Source organism: Streptomyces spinosisporus (assembly GCF_022698145.1).
Lineage (GTDB): Bacteria > Actinomycetota > Actinomycetes > Streptomycetales > Streptomycetaceae > Streptomyces > Streptomyces spinosisporus.
In genome coordinates, this window is sequence record NZ_JALDAX010000001.1 from 716,218 (window position 1) to 732,900 (window position 16,683).

Annotated in this window: 12 protein-coding genes and 1 tRNA gene; 7 read left to right on the top strand and 6 right to left on the bottom strand. The window is 69.7% G+C overall.

Features of this window, described 5'->3' with window-relative positions:
• Positions 1–3: 3 nt before the first annotated feature.
• Both frc and MQN93_RS03105 read right to left on the bottom strand, forming a co-directional pair.
• Positions 4–1,248 (bottom strand): formyl-CoA transferase, encoded by a 1,245-nt coding sequence (gene frc, locus MQN93_RS03100; protein WP_308404250.1) that lies wholly within the window; start codon positions 1,246–1,248, stop codon positions 4–6.
• A 33-nt stretch (positions 1,249–1,281) separates the two neighbouring features.
• Positions 1,282–2,964: a thiamine pyrophosphate-binding protein gene (locus MQN93_RS03105; protein ID WP_242708166.1), complete on the bottom strand. Its 1,683-nt coding sequence runs from the start codon at positions 2,962–2,964 to the stop codon at positions 1,282–1,284.
• Between the two features lie 144 nt (positions 2,965–3,108).
• On the opposite strand from MQN93_RS03105, the gene sucC reads away from it, so the two are divergent.
• The 4 genes from sucC to MQN93_RS03125 all read left to right on the top strand — a co-directional run bounded on the left by sucC (position 3,109) and on the right by MQN93_RS03125 (position 7,017).
• Positions 3,109–4,239, top strand: a complete 1,131-nt coding sequence (gene sucC / locus MQN93_RS03110; protein WP_016431623.1) for an ADP-forming succinate--CoA ligase subunit beta — start codon at positions 3,109–3,111, stop codon at positions 4,237–4,239.
• Between the two features lie 14 nt (positions 4,240–4,253).
• Positions 4,254–5,150, top strand: a complete 897-nt coding sequence (sucD, locus tag MQN93_RS03115) for a succinate--CoA ligase subunit alpha (protein ID WP_242708167.1) — start codon at positions 4,254–4,256, stop codon at positions 5,148–5,150.
• A 56-nt stretch (positions 5,151–5,206) separates the two neighbouring features.
• Complete coding sequence (locus MQN93_RS03120; RefSeq protein ID WP_242708168.1) at positions 5,207–6,769, top strand: aldehyde dehydrogenase family protein; 1,563 nt, start codon at positions 5,207–5,209, stop codon at positions 6,767–6,769.
• Positions 6,770–6,932: 163 nt separating this feature from the next.
• Positions 6,933–7,017, top strand: a tRNA-Leu gene (locus MQN93_RS03125).
• 68 nt (positions 7,018–7,085) lie between these two features.
• Here the strand turns inward: MQN93_RS03125 and MQN93_RS03130 are convergent.
• The 3 genes from MQN93_RS03130 to MQN93_RS03140 form a co-directional block, all read right to left on the bottom strand.
• Positions 7,086–7,934: a PrsW family intramembrane metalloprotease gene (locus MQN93_RS03130; protein ID WP_242708169.1), complete on the bottom strand. Its 849-nt coding sequence runs from the start codon at positions 7,932–7,934 to the stop codon at positions 7,086–7,088.
• 63 nt (positions 7,935–7,997) lie between these two features.
• Positions 7,998–9,101, bottom strand: a complete 1,104-nt coding sequence (locus MQN93_RS03135) for an acyltransferase family protein (RefSeq protein ID WP_242708170.1) — start codon at positions 9,099–9,101, stop codon at positions 7,998–8,000.
• A 138-nt stretch (positions 9,102–9,239) separates the two neighbouring features.
• Positions 9,240–9,695, bottom strand: a complete 456-nt coding sequence (locus tag MQN93_RS03140) for a tellurite resistance TerB family protein (protein WP_016431618.1) — start codon at positions 9,693–9,695, stop codon at positions 9,240–9,242.
• Between the two features lie 447 nt (positions 9,696–10,142).
• On the opposite strand from MQN93_RS03140, the gene fusA reads away from it, so the two are divergent.
• Positions 10,143–12,260 (top strand): elongation factor G, encoded by a 2,118-nt coding sequence (gene fusA / locus MQN93_RS03145; RefSeq protein WP_242708171.1) that lies wholly within the window; start codon positions 10,143–10,145, stop codon positions 12,258–12,260.
• A gap of 107 nt (positions 12,261–12,367) precedes the next feature.
• Here the strand turns inward: fusA and MQN93_RS03150 are convergent, their stop codons facing one another.
• Positions 12,368–14,143: a pectate lyase-like domain-containing protein gene (locus MQN93_RS03150; protein WP_242708172.1), complete on the bottom strand. Its 1,776-nt coding sequence runs from the start codon at positions 14,141–14,143 to the stop codon at positions 12,368–12,370.
• Positions 14,144–14,355: 212 nt separating this feature from the next.
• Between MQN93_RS03150 and MQN93_RS03155 the strand changes: the two genes are divergently transcribed.
• Together MQN93_RS03155 and MQN93_RS03160 are read left to right on the top strand one after the other, a co-directional pair.
• The gene (locus MQN93_RS03155) at positions 14,356–15,672 is read left to right on the top strand and encodes an ABC transporter substrate-binding protein (protein WP_242708173.1); all 1,317 of its coding nucleotides are present in this window, start codon (positions 14,356–14,358) and stop codon (positions 15,670–15,672) included.
• A gap of 5 nt (positions 15,673–15,677) precedes the next feature.
• On the top strand, positions 15,678–16,667 hold the full coding sequence (locus tag MQN93_RS03160) for a carbohydrate ABC transporter permease (protein WP_016431613.1): 990 nt from the start codon (positions 15,678–15,680) through the stop codon (positions 16,665–16,667).
• The last annotated feature ends 16 nt before the right edge of the window (positions 16,668–16,683 follow it).

The window sequence follows — 16,683 nt, forward strand, 5'->3', positions numbered from 1 at the left end:
ACGTCAGATCACTCCGTTCGACTTGAGCAGGCGCAGTTCCTCGTCACCGAGGCCGAGCTCGCCGATGTAGACCGCTTCGTTGTGCTCGCCGAGCAGCGGTGAACTGGTCACCTCGACGGGGGAGTCGGAGAGCTTCAGGGGGCTGCCCACGGTCACGAACTCGCCGCGCTCGGGGTGCGGCACGGTGACGACCATCTCGTTGGCGACCAGCGAGGCGTCCTCGATGATCTCCTTGGTGGACAGGATCGGCCCGCACGGGATGTTGTGGGCGTTGAGCCGCTCCAGCACCTCCCACTTGGGCAGGGTCGAGGACCACTCCTCGATCAGCTGGAACATCTTGTTGAGCTTGGGCAGCCGGGCCTGCGGCGTCGACCACTCGGGGTCGTCGGCCAGTTCGGGACGGCCGATGAGCTCGCTGAGCGGCTTCCAGCCGACGGGCTGCACGATGACGTACACGTAGTCGTTCGGGCCGCCCGGCGCGCACTTGACCGCCCAGCCGGGCTGGCCACCACCGGACGCGTTTCCGGACCTGGGAACTTCCCGGCCGAAGTCCTCGTTCGGATATTCAGCGAGCGGGCCATGGGTCAGGCGCTGCTGATCGCGCAGCTTCACCCGGCAGAGGTTGAGCACGGCGTGCTGCATGGCCACGTTGACCCGCTGGCCGCGCCCGGTGTGCTCGCGCTGGAACAGCGCCGCGAGGATCCCCGCCACGGCGTGGACGCCCGTGCCCGAGTCCCCGATCTGGGCCCCCGTCGCCAGCGGTGGCCCGTCCTCGAAACCGGTGGTCGACATCGACCCGCCCATGGCCTGCGCGACGACCTCGTACGCCTTGAAGTTGGTGTACGGGCCCTCGCCGAACCCCTTGATGGAGGCATAGACGATCCGCGGATTGATCTCCTGGATGCGGTCCCAGGTGAAGCCCATGCGGTCGACCGCGCCCGGTCCGAAGTTCTCGACCATGACGTCGGAGCGCCGGATCAGCTCGGTGAGGATCTCCTTGCCGCGCTCGGTCTTGGTGTTGAGGGTGATGCTCCGCTTGTTGCAGTTGAGCATCGTGAAGTAGAGGGAGTCGACGTCCGGGAGGTCGCGCAGCTGCCCCCGCGTGATGTCCCCGGTCGGCGCCTCCAGCTTGATGACGTCCGCGCCGAGCCAGGCCAGCAGCTGGGTCGCGGAGGGCCCGGACTGGACGTGGGTCATGTCGAGGACGCGGACACCCGCAAGAGCCTTGGACGGCTGCGAGGTCGAGATGGGCTCGGTGGTCTCGGTGGTCACCAGGTCACCTCACTTGTACATGGTCTGGTTCATGGTTCCGGGGGCGTACGCGTCCGGGTCGACCCAGACGTTGATCAGCGACGGCTTGCCCGACTCGCGGGCGCGGCGCAGGGCGGGGCCGATGTCGGCGGGGTCGCGGACCTCCTCGCCGTAACCGCCCAGCATCTGCGCGAACTTGTCGTAGTGGACGTCGCCGAGGGTGTTGCCGACCCGCTCGCGCTCCTCGCCGTACTTGGCCTTCTGGCCGTAACGGATCTGGTTCATCGAGGAGTTGTTGCCGACGATGCCGACGAAGGGGAGGTCGTAGCGGACCAGGGTCTCGAAGTCCCAGCCGGTCAGGGAGAAGGCGCCGTCGCCGAAGAGGGCGACCACCTCCTTGTCGGGCCGCGCCTGCTTGGCCGCGAGCACGAAGGGGACGCCGACGCCGAGGGTGCCGAGCGGGCCCGGATCCATCCAGTGCCCGGGCGACTTGGGCTGGACGACCTGCCCGGAGAAGGTGACGATGTCGCCGCCGTCGCCGATGTAGATCGAGTCCTCGGTGAGGAAGTCGTTGATCTCGCTGACCAGGCGGTACGGATGGATCGGCGAGGCGTCGGACTTCAGGCTGGGCAGCCGCTTCTCGATGGCGGTCTGCTCGGCCGCGCGCAGCTCGTCCAGCCACTCCTTGCGCTTGGCGGCCCCGCCGTTGACGCGTCCGGAGGCGGCCTCGGTGACCGACTTCAGCACCAGTCCGGCGTCGCCGACGATGCCGAGGTCGATGTCGCGGTTCTTGCCGACGGTGCGGTAGTCGAGGTCGATCTGCACGACGGTCGCGTCGGGGGACAGCCGCTTGCCGTAGCCCATGCGGAAGTCGAAGGGCGTGCCGACGATGACGATGACGTCGGCGTTGGAGAAGGCGTAGCGGCGGGAGAGCTGGTAGTGGTGCGGGTCGCCGGGCGGGAGGGTGCCGCGTCCCGCGCCGTTCATGTACGCGGGGATGTTCAGGGTGCGTACGAGCTCGATGGCCGCCTCGGTGCCGCGGGTCGACCAGACCTGGCTGCCGAGCAGAATGGCCGGTTTCTCGGCGTGCACGAGCAGGTCGGCGAGCTTCTCGATGGCCTCGGGGTCGCCGGCGGAGCGGGTCGAGGCGCGGTAGGCGCCGGCCTTCGGGACCCGCGTCCTGTCCACCGGCACCTTGGCGTCCAGCACATCGCGCGGGATCTCCAGGAAGGACGGGCCGGGCGCGCCGTGGTAGCACTCGCGGAACGCCATCGACACCATGTCCGCCGCGCGCGCCGTGTCCGGCACGGCCGCCGCGAACTTGGTGATCGGCGTCATCATGTCGACGTGCGGCAGGTCCTGCAGTGAGCCCATCTTGTGCTGGGTGAGGGCCCCTTGGCCGCCGATCAGCAGCATCGGGGACTCCGCGCGGAACGCGTTGGCGACCCCGGTGACGGCGTCGGTCGTTCCGGGGCCGGCGGTGACGACGGCGCAGCCGGGCTTGCCGGTGATGCGGGCGTAACCGTCGGCGGCGTGGGCGGCGACCTGCTCGTGGCGGACGTCGACGACCTCTATGCCCTCGTCGACGCAGCCGTCGTAGATGTCGATGATGTGGCCGCCGCACAACGTGTAGATGCGGTCGACTCCCTCTGCCTTGAGCGCCTTGGCAACGAGATGACCACCGGAAATCACGTCCTGGGTGTCGTCGGGCATGGCGAAGTCCTGTCCCTTCGTAGGGGGTGGAGCTGCTCTCGCGGTACATTGCATACAGTCGACGAATACTGTATGAACCTTGTTATCCCGCATCCGGTGGGTGGTGTCCAGGGGGCGTGCGGCACTTTTAAGTCAGGAGCCGGAATGGACCTGTACGAACACCAGGCAAGGGAACTCTTCGAGGAACACGGCATCCCGGTGCCGAGGGCCGCGGTCACCGGCTCGTCCAAGGAGGCGCGCGGCATCGCCCGCGTCCTCGGCGGGCGAGTGGTGGTGAAGGCCCAGGTCAAGACAGGCGGGCGAGGCAAGGCGGGCGGCGTCAAGATGGCCGCCGACCCGGCCGCGGCGGAGCTCACCGCACGACAGATCCTCGGCATGGACATCAAGGGCCACACGGTCCGCAAGGTGATGCTCGCCGAACCGGTGGACATCGACAGCGAGTTCTACGTCTCCTACGTCCTCGACCGCGCGGCGGGCACGTTCCTCGCGATCGCCTCCGCCGAGGGCGGCATGGAGATCGAGGAGGTCGCCGCGACCCGGCCCGAGGCGGTGGCCCGTATCCCCGTCGACCCGGCCGAGGGCGTCACCTCGGCGAAGGCGGCCGAGATCGCAGACGCCGCGGCACTTCCGCCGCAGACCGTCGACGTCCTCGTACGGCTGTGGGACGTGCTCGTCCGCGAGGACGCGCTGCTCGTCGAGGTCAACCCGCTCGTCCGCACGAAGCAGGGCCACATCCTCGCCCTGGACGGCAAGGTGACCCTCGACGACAACGCCCGCTTCCGGCAGGCGCGTTGGGGTGCCGACGAGGTCGAGCACGACGACCCGCTGGAAGCGGCGGCCGCCGCCAAGGGCCTCAACTACGTGAAGCTGGACGGCGAGGTCGGCATCATCGGCAACGGCGCGGGACTGGTGATGTCCACCCTCGACGTGGTCGCCGGCTGCGGCGCCCGGCCCGCCAACTTCCTCGACATCGGCGGCGGCGCCTCCGCGCAGATCATGGCCGACGGCCTGTCCGTCATCCTCTCCGACCCGGCCGTGAAGTCCGTCTTCGTCAACGTCTTCGGCGGGATCACCGCCTGCGACGCGGTCGCCGACGGCATCGTGCAGGCGCTGGACGCCGTGCAGTTGACCAAGCCGCTCGTCGTCCGCCTCGACGGGAACAACGCGGCCCGCGGCCGCACCATCCTCGACGAGCGCGCGCACCCGCTGGTCCAGCAGGCCACCACCATGGACGGCGCCGCCGCCCGTGCCGCCCAACTCGCCACCGCCAACTGAGGAGACGGGACGACATGGCGATCTACCTCACCAAGGAGAGCAAGGTCCTCGTCCAGGGCATGACCGGCGGCGAGGGCATGAAGCACACCCGGCGGATGCTCGCCGCCGGCACGAACGTCGTCGGCGGCGTCAACCCGCGCAAGGCGGGCCGCACCGTCGACTTCGACGACCGGGCCGTCCCCGTCTTCGGCTCGGTCGCCGAGGGCATGGAGGCCACCGGAGCCGACGTCACCGTCGTGTTCGTGCCACCCGCCTTCGCGAGGGCCGCCGTCGTCGAGGCCGCCGACGCGGGCATCGGCCTCGCGGTCGTCATCACCGAGGGCATCCCCGTGCACGACGCCGTCGCCTTCCACACATACGCGAAGTCGAAGGGCACACGGATCGTCGGCCCCAACTGCCCCGGTCTGATCACCCCGGGACAGTCCAACGCGGGCATCATCCCGGCCGACATCACCAAGCCCGGCCGCATCGGGCTGGTGTCCAAGTCGGGCACGCTCACCTACCAACTCATGTACGAGCTGCGGGACATCGGCTTCTCCACCTGCGTCGGCATCGGCGGCGACCCCGTCGTGGGCACCACCCACATCGACTGCCTGGCCGCCTTCCAGGACGACCCCGACACCGAACTGATCGTCCTCATCGGCGAGATCGGCGGCGACGCGGAGGAGCGGGCGGCGGCGTACATCCAGGAGCACGTCACCAAGCCGGTGGTCGGCTACATCGCCGGGTTCACCGCGCCCGAGGGCAAGACGATGGGGCACGCGGGCGCCATCGTGTCGGGCTCGTCCGGCACCGCACAGGCGAAGAAGGAGGCCCTGGAGGCGGTCGGGGTGCGTGTGGGCAGCACACCGACGGAGACGGCGAAACTCGTGCTCGCACGCCTCGAAGAGCGCGATCAGCGCAACTCATAGCCACCGAGCCGTGCAACCCCCCGCCCCCGACTGTGCACCGAGAGCGGAGCAACCCAATGGCATCCACCCTCACCTCCGAACCGCCCACCCTCACCCTCAAATCCGGCACGTCCTGGCAAGACGCCTGGCAGCGCTGCCTCGCCGTCGCTCCCGAGGCCTTCCAGGACGACCGTGTCCTCAACCTCTGGGGCTCCGGATGGCGGGCCGACGGCCGGGCCCTGCCCGCCATCAGCCCTGTCGACGGCAGCCCCATCGCCGGCCCGCCCCGCCTGGACGGCGACACCGCCCGTCAGGCCGTCCGCGCGTCGCTCGACCAGCACCGCGCCTGGCGGCACATCCCGCTCGAGGAGCGCCGCGCCCGCGTCGCTGCCACCCTCGACGCCCTCACCCAGCACCGCGAACTCCTCGCCCTGCTGCTCGTCTGGGAGATCGGCAAGCCCTGGCGGCTCGCACAGGCGGACGTCGACCGGGCCATCGACGGAGTGCGCTGGTACGTCGACGGCATCGAGCCGATGCTCGACGGCCGGGCTTCACTGGACGGCCCGGTCTCCAACATCGCGAGCTGGAACTACCCGATGAGCGTGCTCGTTCACGCAATGCTGGTACAGGCCCTGGCGGGCAACGCGGTGATCGCCAAGACCCCGACCGACGGCGGCCTCGCGTGTCTGACCCTGGCCTGTGCGCTCGCCGTCCGCGAGGGGCTGCCCGCCAGCCTCGTCAGCGGCAGCGGGGGAGAGCTGTCGAAGGCGCTGGTGCGGGCGCCGGAGATCGGCTGCGTCTCCTTCGTCGGCGGTCGCGACACCGGCGCCGCGGTCGCCACGGCCGTCGCCGACCTCGGCAAGCGCCACGTACTCGAACAGGAAGGACTCAACACCTGGGGCATCTGGAACTACTCGGACTGGGACACCCTCGCCGCGGTGATCCCCAAGCTCTTCGACTACGGCAAGCAGCGCTGCACGGCGTATCCGCGCTTCGTCGTCCAGCGGCAGCTGTTCGACGACTTCCTGGCGGCGTACCTCCCCGCGGTGCGCACGCTCAGGGTCGGCCATCCGCTCGCCGTGGAGAAGGACGACGACCCGTATCCGCGGCTGGACTTCGGGCCCGTCATCAGCGCCGCCAAGGCCAAGGAACTGCACGACCAGGTCGCCGAGGCCATCGACCGCGGCGCCGTCCCGCTGCACCGCGGCAGCGAGGCCGACGGCCGATTCCTGCCCGGCCAGGACACCTCGGCGTACGTCCACCCGGTCACGCTCCTCGGGCCGCCTCCGTCCTCGCCCCTCCACCACGCGGAGCCGTTCGGCCCGGTCGACACCATCGTCCTGGTCGACACGGAGGCGGAGCTGCTGGCGGCGATGAACGCCTCCAACGGCGCGCTCGTGGCCACCCTGTCCACGGACGACCGGGCCACCTTCGACCGGCTGGCCCCGCAGATCCGTGCGTTCAAGGTCGGCCACGGCACACCCCGCTCCCGCGGCGACCGCGACGAGCTGTTCGGCGGGTTCGGCGCGTCCTGGCGCGGCGCGTTCGTCGGGGGTGAGCTGCTGGTGCGGGCCGTGACCCGGGGCCCGGCGGGGGAGCGGCTGCCCGGGAACTTCCCGGACTACCACCTCATGCCCTGACCGTAACCGTCCGATCGCTCACGGTGACGCGTTCCCGGTCGGCCCAGGCGGGCCGGGAACGCGTCCCGGCGGCCCTGATATGCAGGTGAAGGGCACTCCGAAAGCTTGGTATTGTTGTCCATGTCGCCGGGGCGCACGCCCCAGTCAAGGCGGCAGACACCTTGTCCGGGTGGCGGAATGGCAGACGCGCTAGCTTGAGGTGCTAGTGCCCTTTATCGGGCGTGGGGGTTCAAGTCCCCCCTCGGACACTGACCGGATCGTGCGGGTCGAGCTGAGCCTCGGCCCGCACGATCTGTTTCCCGGGTTTTCCGGGGTGCTACGCCGGCCGCGGCTGTGGCTGTGCGGCGGCCGTCGGCAGGGTGAGGCTGCGGGTTCCCAGGCGGAACAGGACGTAGCTGGTGACGGCGACGGCGAGGTATCCGAGGAACAGGACCGGGTTCTCGGACTCGTAGGTGAGCAGGCCGTCGTTGGCGGAGTGCAGCAGGGCGACCAGCAGATAGCCGCCGACCAGTCCGGCGGTGAGCGTGACCTTCCCCCGTTTCTGCCAGCTGGTGAAGGCGAGTGCGCAGAGCAGACCCGTCCAGGCCAGATGGCCGAAGGGTTCGGTGAGCCCGCGGCCGATCAGTGTGCCCTCGGCGGCGGTGATGCCGTCGGAGAGGGCCGCCTGCAGTCCGTAGGACATCGACTCCAGCACGGCGAAGCCCAGCGCGGTGGCGAAGCCCAGGGCGACACCGGAGCGGACGGCGAGGTAGCGGCCGGTCAGGGCCATCGCGAGCACCGGCAGGAACTTCGCGAGTTCCTCGATGAAGCCGACCACCAGGATCTCCGGACTGTTCAGGTCGCGGATGAACTCCGCGTCGAAGAACCCCCCGAGGGCCAGCGAGATGCCGCCGCCGAACAGGAACATGCCCAGCAGTACCGACGGCGGGACGCTCGTGGCGAAGCCGGTCCTGGTGTGGGTGGCCATGGCGAACGCCAGCGGCGCCGCCGCGGCGCCGTAGAACAGGGCCGCCGGAACCACGGCTTCGTTGTCGGTCGTCAGCATGACGACCGACATCAGGACCGCCAGGACGGTCATCGACAGCCATGTCCGGAACCACGGCCGCTTGAAGAACTGCAGCCGATAGCCGAGTCCCCTGCGCTTCCCCACGGTGCGTTTCGCCATGACGCTGGCCCTCCCGCGCTCGGGAGGGCGGCAAACGCCTGGGTGCTCCGGCGGAGTGAAGGGTCAGGACGCCCGTGCCTGCGCCTGTCGTCGGAAGGCCCAGTCCATCCTCGGCTCGATGACGAAGCGGAAGATCCGCCGGATCGGCGGGGTGCACAGGACGGTCACGATCGACGCGGCGACGACCGTGACGGTGATCTCGCCGAGCGGGCCGTGCACCCAGGCCGGGTCGTACCAACCCCAGAACTTCGACCCCTGGGCGACGAAGCCGTGCAGCAGATAGCCGTACAGGGTGCCCGCGCCCAGGGCCGTGATCCACAGGCGGCGGCCCGGGATCCAGGAGAGGAAGCAGGCGACCAGGATCATCGAGCAGCCGAAGGTGGCCAGCGTCATCAGCGGCCCGTACCAGGCGGGTGCGCCCAGCTCCTGGGCGCTGTCGCGGTGGAAGAACCAGGCGCCGGTCATGCGCGGGGCCGCCCAGTACGACACCAGGAGCGCACCGGCCAGCACCGGCAGGGCCAGGACCCGCACCCGCCAGCGCCGCACCAGCCGGAAGTGCTCGGGCCGCAGGCACAGGCCGAGCACGAAGTACGGCAGGAACTGCAGCACACGCTGCAGATCGAGGTCGTTGCCGATGGACGGGGAAACCGTCGCCAGCATCGCGAGGACCAGCGCCACCGGCAGCGGCCAACGCGCGTTCCTCCAGAGCGGGGTCGTCAGCCGCCAGACGAACAGCGCGATCAGGAACCACGTCAGATACAGGGGGTCCAGAACAGTGATCGGCCGGTCCGGTACGCCGTCGGTCCAGCGGGTGTAGAGGGTGTACGCCGTCTCGAAGACCACGTACGGCACGAGGACCCCGGTCACCAGACGCCTGATCCTGGCCGGGCTCGCGTCGAAGCTGCGCGAGAAGTACCCGGAGATCACGATGAACGCCGGCATGTGGAAGGCGTAGACGAAGTTGTAGAGCGCCGTCACGGTCCGGCTGCCGTCCCGCAACGGCTCCCAGGAATGCCCTATCGCCACCAGCACGATCGCCACGTACTTCGCGTTGTCGAAGTACGCGTCGCGCCGTGTCGACCGTGCTTGTCTCACGCCCCGCGGGGAACCTGTGCCCTCTGGGGAGCGTCTTACCTGAGTTGCGGCTGAGGTCTGCGGATAGGACATCCCACGCGCCTCACCGGTTCTGCGCGGCGTAAACCCCCGGGAAGCCGATCAGTGCGAACGGGCCCGGGACGGTCCCGCGTGTGCGAGGCCGGCCCGGGCCCTGAACGCCATGGGTGCCCTGAGCGCCCTGCGGGCAGGTCAGAGGTCGAACTCGTGCGGCGGCAGGTCGAGCGTGAAGCACGCCTCCCGCACGATGGCCTGCTCGGTCTTGTCGAAGTCGCCGTCGGCGCCGCCGATGACGATGCCGATCTGGATCACGGCACGGGCCTCGGCCGGCTTCTTCTTCGCCTTGGCGACCTCCTGCAGCACACTCACCTTGCCGAACGCGAAGTCCGCCGTCAGCTTGTTGAGGTTCTCCTCGAAGCGGCGGCGCAGGTCGTCGGCGGGGAAGTTCTGCAGGACCTCGTTGGTGGCGATCAACTGGGCGACGCGCTGGCGCTCTGCCGGGTCGATGGTGCCGTCGGCGGCGGCGACCAGGGCGCACATCGCCATGCTGGCATCGCGGAAGGCGCCGCTCTTCAGGTCGTTCTTCTTCGCCACGAGCTGGGTCTGCATCGTCGATGCGGATTCCCTGATGCGGTCCCACAGGGCCATGAGAACTCCATGTCTTCGGTGTCGTAAGAGATCTTCAAAGATCTACAGCAACGTAGAAACTAGCGGCGCGGCGGATAAGTTCCGGCTGTTCGCGGAAAGTTCACCGGCGAAAAATGCCGTGCCGCGCCCGCTCCGGTGTCCCTACACTCGGCACGCACCGTGCGTCGCCGTGACGTGCGGGACGAGTGAGGAGGACGGCTGTGCGCGACCGCACCGATGTCGTCGTCCCCTGCTCGCAGTACGAGGTGATCCTCGTGTCCCCGTCCGTCCGGTGCCCGCTGCGCGGCCGGTACCGGATGCCCGTGACGAACGCCTGACGCCCGCCGCCGTCGCCGACTGCGCCCGCGACAGGGCCCGTTCGACGGGAATCGCGCTGCCCTTCTCCGGATCAGCCGCTCATCGGCTCATCCGTGACGATCACCGATCACCAGGAAAGGCCGACGGGCCGTGCGCACCGACACCCACCCCACGACCACCACCAACCCCACGACCACCACCCTTGCCCTCGTCCGCAACCTCGGCATCCTCGCCCACGTCGACGCGGGCAAGACCACCGTCACCGAACGGATCCTGTACGCCACCGGAACCACGCACCGGCGCGGCGAGGTCCACGACGGCACCACCGTCACCGACTACGACCCGCAGGAGCGCGACCGCGGCATCACCATCTTCGCCGCGGCCGTCAGCTGCACCTGGGACGGTCACCGGATCAATCTGATCGACACCCCCGGGCACGTGGACTTCGCCGACGAGGTCGAGCGCTCGCTGCGGGTGCTGGACGGCGCCGTCGCGGTGTTCGACGCCGTGGCCGGTGTGGAGCCGCAGAGCGAGTCGGTGTGGCGGCAGGCGGACCGGCACGGTGTGCCGAGGATCGCGTTCGTCAACAAGCTGGACCGCGCGGGCGCCGACCTCGACGCGGCCGTCGCCTCGATCCGGGAACGGCTCCATCCGGCGCCCCTGGCCGTGCAGTTGCCGATCGGCGCGGAGGACGCCTTCACGGGCGTCGTCGACCTCGTCCGCATGCGGGCGCTGGTGTGGGCCGACGGCGGCGACGCGGCCGCCGAGGGTCCGGTGCCGGACGAGTTGCGCGAGGAGGCGCTCGGGCGCCGGCGGGTCCTGGAGGAGGCGGTGGCGGAGCTCGACACCGGTGCGCTGGAGGAGTTCTGCGCGCAGGGCTCCGTCTCCGCGCCGACCCTGGCCGCCGCCCTGCGCGAGGTGACGCGCACCGGCGACGGCGTGGTGGTGCTGTGCGGCTCGGCCTACCGCAACCGCGGGATCGAGCCGCTGCTGGACGCGGTGGTCGCGTATCTGCCCTCGCCGCTCGACGTGCCCGCCGTGCGGGGCACGTACGACGGTACGGAGCAGGAGCGCGCCGCCGACCCTCAAGTGCCGTTCTCCGCACTGGCGTTCAAGGTGAACGCCACCTCGACGGGACGGCTGACGTATCTGCGGGTCTATTCGGGAACGATCGGGAAGGGGGACGCCGTGTGGGACGCGGGCGCGCGCCGCAGCGAGCGGATCGGGCGGATCCTGCGGGTGCAGGCCGACCGGCACGCCCAGGTGGACCGCGCGGTCGCCGGGGACATCGTCGCCGTCGTCGGGCTGAAGTCCGCCCGGGCCGGCTCGACGCTCTGCGCACCCGGCGCCCCGCTCGTCCTCGAACCCCCGGGCGCCGCCGAGCCGGTGGTCTCCGTGGCCGTCGAGGCCCGCAGGGCCGGTGAGACCGACAAGCTGGCCTCGGCGCTCGCGCGGCTGGCCGAGGAGGACCCCTCACTGGTCGTGCGGACGGACCCCGAGACCGGCCAGACGGTGCTGTCCGGGATGGGCGAGCTCCACCTGGAGGTGGCGGCGGAGAAGCTCCGGCGCTCCCACGGCATCGAGGTCAACGTAGGCCGTCCGAGGGTCAGTTACCGCGAGACGGTCGGCCGCGGGGTGTCCGGTCTGGTCTTCCGGCACGTCAAACAGGACGGCGGGGCGGGGCAGTTCGCCCATGTCGTGCTCGATGTCGAGCCGCTCGGCGAGGAGTTCGGCAAGGGGTCCGGCGGCGAGTCCGGCGACGCGTTCGGCGGGTTCGAGTTCCGTTCGGCCGTCGTCGGGGGCCGGGTGCCGCAGGAATACATCCGCGCGGTCGAGGCCGGCTGCCGGGACGCCCTCGCCGAGGGACCGCTCGGCGGGCACCCGGTGACCGGGCTGCGGGTCACCCTCACCGACGGGGCGACCCATGTGAAGGACTCCTCGGAGACCGCCTTCCGCACGGCGGGCCGGCTGGGCCTGCGCGAGGCCCTCCGCGCCTGCGCGATGACCCTGCTGGAGCCGGTCGCCGAGGTCACGGTGACCGTCCCGGAGGACGCCGTCGGCAGTGTCCTCGGCGACCTCGCCGCCCGCCGCGGCCGGGTCTCCGGCTCGACCGCACGCGGCGGCGCGGCGGTCGTCACGGCCACCGTGCCGCTGGCCGAACTCTTCGGCTACGCAACGCGGTTGCGCAGCCGGACGCAGGGCCGCGGCACGTTCACGGCCCGCCCGACCGGGTACGCGCCGGCGCCCGCCGCGGCATCGGAGCGGTGACCGGTCGCCGGCCGTGACGCCATTGCCGTGACCGGTCGCCGGCCGTCATGCCGATGCGGTGACCGGCAGGGCGGCCCCGCCCCCACACGGGCGGGGCCGCCCCCGGCTCACGGGTACGACACCACCGTGGACGGCGTCGTCGACGTGCCCGACGTCGGCGATCCGGTCTCGTTGATGACGTGCTCGTACTGGCCCTGGCCGCCGAGCGAGACCACCAGCAGGTCGTGGAACTTCACGCCCGCGTTGTTCGGCGCGGCGAAGCCGTGATGCTGGACGATGCTCGGGTCGACGTTGTAGTAGCAGTAGCTGCCCAGCCCCCAGCCCTCGTGCGAGGTGACCGAGTCGCCGACCTTGTAGGCCGCGTAGCCCTTGATGTCCCCGTTCTGGATCGCGGCCTGGTTCGGGGCGTCGTAGGCCTTCTCGTTCTGGAAGAAGATCGTGCGGCCCCGCTGGCCGTTCCACTGCACGTCGTACTTGTTGAAGTGCTCGACGAACAGGCCGGTGCACAGCACGTCGTCGCCGTTGACGACGATGCCGTAGTCGGCCCGGTTGGTCTCCCAGCCGACGCCGGTGCCGTGGTCGGCGCGCCACACCCAGGTGTGGTCGACGATGGTGTGCCGGCTGTTGATCACCATGCTGGTGGTGGCCTTGCCGGCGCCCGCGCCGCCGATGCGGACGAACACGTCCTGGACGGTGGTCGGGTCGGCGGAGTGGTCCGCGGAGGCGCCGCTGGGGCCGACCTCCAGCAGGGTCTCGGAGTTGACCGGTCCCGCGTCGATGAGGAAGCCCGCGAGGCGTACGCCGTCGACGTCGGCGACCCGGAGGGCGGTGACTCCGTTGTCGGGTACGAGAGTTGCGTACCCGAGGCCCAGCACCACGGTGCCCGCCCGGTTGACCTGGATGGGCTGGTCGAGGTGGTAGATGCCCGGCGTCAGCAGCAGGTGGAGGCCTTGTTCCAGCGCCTGGTTGAGGGTCGCCGCGGTGACGCCCGGCTGGGCGACGTAGAACTGCGACAGCGGCAGCGACGTACCCCTGGGTGTGCCGTTGCCCCAGGTCACCCCGCGGGCGTCGGTCCGCTTCTCCGGCAGGAAGACGTTGTAGTCGGTGCCGCTCAGGTACAGGAAGGGCTTCTCGCGGGAGACCGGGGTGGTGTCGAGCGTGGTGTACACCGGGTTGGGGAAGCCCTGGGCGGGGGCGCCCTCGACGCCCGAGAACACCATGTTCCACACGCCGTTGAGCCAGCTGCCGATCGCGCTGTCGCGGGTGTACCACTGCTGCTGGGAGTACGGGCCGACCTGGCCGTCGATGCGGCTGTCGGCGATGTAGCCGCCGCTGGCCCAACCGTAGCCGTCGGGCGAGAGGTTGAGGCCGCCGCGGACATGCATCCGGCGGAAGGGGGCCGCCTGCGCGACGGCCCATCGGTTGGTGCCGCTGACCGGGACCAGCGCTAGGTTCTCCGCCGAACGCCAGAAGTTCTGCGTGGCGTTGCCGTTGAACCAGCCCGCGTCGACGGTGACGTCGCCGTTGATGGTCGTGTCGTCGGGGGAGAGGCCGAGGCCCGCGATGGAGGTGTAGAAGCCGAGTTGGGCGTTGAGGCCGCTGTACGAGCCGGGCTTGAACAGCAGGGCGTAGCGGCCGGTGCCGAACTGTGCCGTCTCCTGCTGCTTGAAGATCTCGTCCAGCTTGGCCTGGATGCCGGCGGTGGACGGGTCGAAGACGATGACGTTCGGACCGAGGTCGCCGCCGCCCGCAAGGAGACGGGGCGTCTTCGCTCGCTTCTTCGGCTGGGGGGAGGCCGTGGCGCGGCCGGACAGGCCGAGGACGGCCGGTGCGGCGGCTGCGGCGCCGAGGACGGTTCTACGGCCTATGTCAGGCAGAGACATGGGGCGGCTCTCCTGTTCATGAAGTGAACGGGGTGGGGGTTTGGGAGCGCTCTCTCGCCGGTGAATGCTTCAACTATCCGAACGATCGCGTCAAGGGGTACGACCGGAGTTCCACAAGGGTTGCCGTACCCCTTGACTAGGCCATCTCTTGAGGTTTAACTCACGTCCTAAATTAAGCCATGAGTGCAATCCCTGAAGGGACACCGGGAGCCATGCGCAGCATCCGAGCCGCGGCCGTAGGCGCCGTCACCATGTCACTCGCCCTCGCCGCCACGGCATGCGGAGGCGGATCGTCGAGCGGCGGCGGGTCCAACGACTCGCCGAAGACGCTCACCTACTGGGCCTCCAACCAGGGCGCGAGCATCGCGATCGACAAGAAGGTCCTCCAGCCCGAACTCGACAAGTTCGAGAAGCAGACGGGCATCAAGGTCAAGCTGGAGGTCGTGCCCTGGTCCGATCTGCTGAACCGGATCCTCACCGCGACCACCTCCGGCCAGGGCCCCGACGTCCTGAACATCGGCAACACCTGGAGCGCCTCCCTGCAGGCCACCGGCGCCCTGCTGCCGTGGGACGCCAAGAACTTCGACAAGATCGGCGGCAAGGACCGCTTCGTCGACTCCGCCCTCGGCTCGACGGGCGCCGAGGGCAAGGACCCGGCGGCGGTCCCGCTGTACTCGATGGCCTACGCCCTCTACTACAACAAGGAGATCTTCGCCGACGCCGGCATCAGCAAGCCCCCGGCCACCTGGGCCGAGCTGATCGCGGACGGCAAGAAGATCAAGGCCAAGGGCAAGTCGCCGCTCGGCGCCGAGGGCGCCAACGTCTCGGAGAACATCCACCACGTCTTCGTCTTCGCCAAGCAGCACGGCGCCGACTTCTTCACCGCCGACGGCAAGCCCGACTTCACCAACCCCAAGATCGTCGACGCGGTCAAGCAGTACGTCGACCTGATGGCCAAGGACAAGGTCATCCCGACCGGCGACGCCGAGTACGCGCAGAACCAGTCGGTGAGCGACTTCGCCAAGGGCAGGCAGGCCATGCTGCTGTGGCAGTCGGCGGCGGCCAACCTCAAGTCGCAGGGCATGAGCGAGGACAAGTACGGCATCGCCCCCGTGCCCGTGCAGTCCGGCACCCCGGGCACCGGCGCCCAGACCAACTCGATGGTCGCGGGCATCAACCTCGCCGTCTTCAAGAACACCGACAACCTCGACGGCGCCACCAAGTTCGTGAAGTTCATGACCAGCGACGCCGAGCAGAAGATCCTCAACACGGCGTACAGCTCCATCCCGCCGGTCAAGGGCGCGCAGTCGGACGCCGCGTTCAACTCCCCCTCCAACGCGGTCCTGAAGCAGACGCTCGCCACCAGCGCGGCCGCGCTGCCGCAGGTCGCCGACGAGTCGCAGTTCGAGACGGCGGTCGGTACGGCCGTCAAGGAACTGTTCGCCGACGCGGCCGCCGGGCGCGCGGTCACCACCGACTCGGTGAAGGCGAAGCTCGAGAAGGCCCAGCAGCAGATGCCGATGAAGTGAGCCCGATGACCACCACGACCCTCAAAGAGCCGGTGAGGGGAAGTTCCACCGGAGCGGCGGCGCCCGAACAGCGTCGCCGCCCCGGGCGGATCCGCCGGATCGGACTGCCCTACCTGCTTCTGCTGCCCGCCCTGCTGCTCGAACTCCTGGTCCACCTGGTGCCGATGGTCATCGGCATCGTGATGAGCTTCAAGGAGCTCACCCAGTTCTACATCCGCGACTGGGGCACCGCGCCCTGGACCGGCTTCGGCAACTACTCGGTGTCGGTGGACTTCGACGCCCCGGTCGGCAAGGCCCTGCTGCACTCCTTCTTCGTCACCGTCGGCTTCACCCTGCTGTCGGTCGGCCTGTGCTGGCTGATCGGCACGACGGCGGCGATCTACATGCAGGACACCTTCCGCGGCCGCGGTCTGCTGCGGGCCCTGTTCCTGGTGCCGTACGCCCTGCCGGTCTACGCGGCCGTCATCACCTGGGTGTTCATGTTCCAGCACGACAACGGCCTGGTGAACCACGTCCTGCACGACCAGCTGCACCTCACCGACAAGCGGTCGTTCTGGCTGATCGGCGACAACAGCTTCTGGGCGCTGCTGATCACGCACGTCTGGAAGGGCTGGCCGTTCGCCTTCCTCATCGTCATGGCCGGACTGCAGAACATCCCCAAGGAGCTGTACGAGGCGGCAGCACTGGACGGGGCGGGCATGCTGCAGCAGATCCGCCGCATCACCCTGCCGTCCCTGCGGCCGGTCAACCAGGTGCTGGTCCTGGTGCTGTTCCTGTGGACGTTCAACGACTTCAACACGCCGTACGTCCTGTTCGGCAAGGCCGCCCCCGAGGCCGCGGACCTCATCTCGGTCCACATCTACCAGGCGTCCTTCGTCACCTGGAACTTCGGCACCGGCTCCGCGATGTCCGTGCTCCTGCTGCTGTTCCTGCTGGTCGTGACCGGCGTGTATCTGGTGTTCACCTCACGCGGACGGAGGACCGGCGATGTCTGACGCCCGAGTGTCCAAG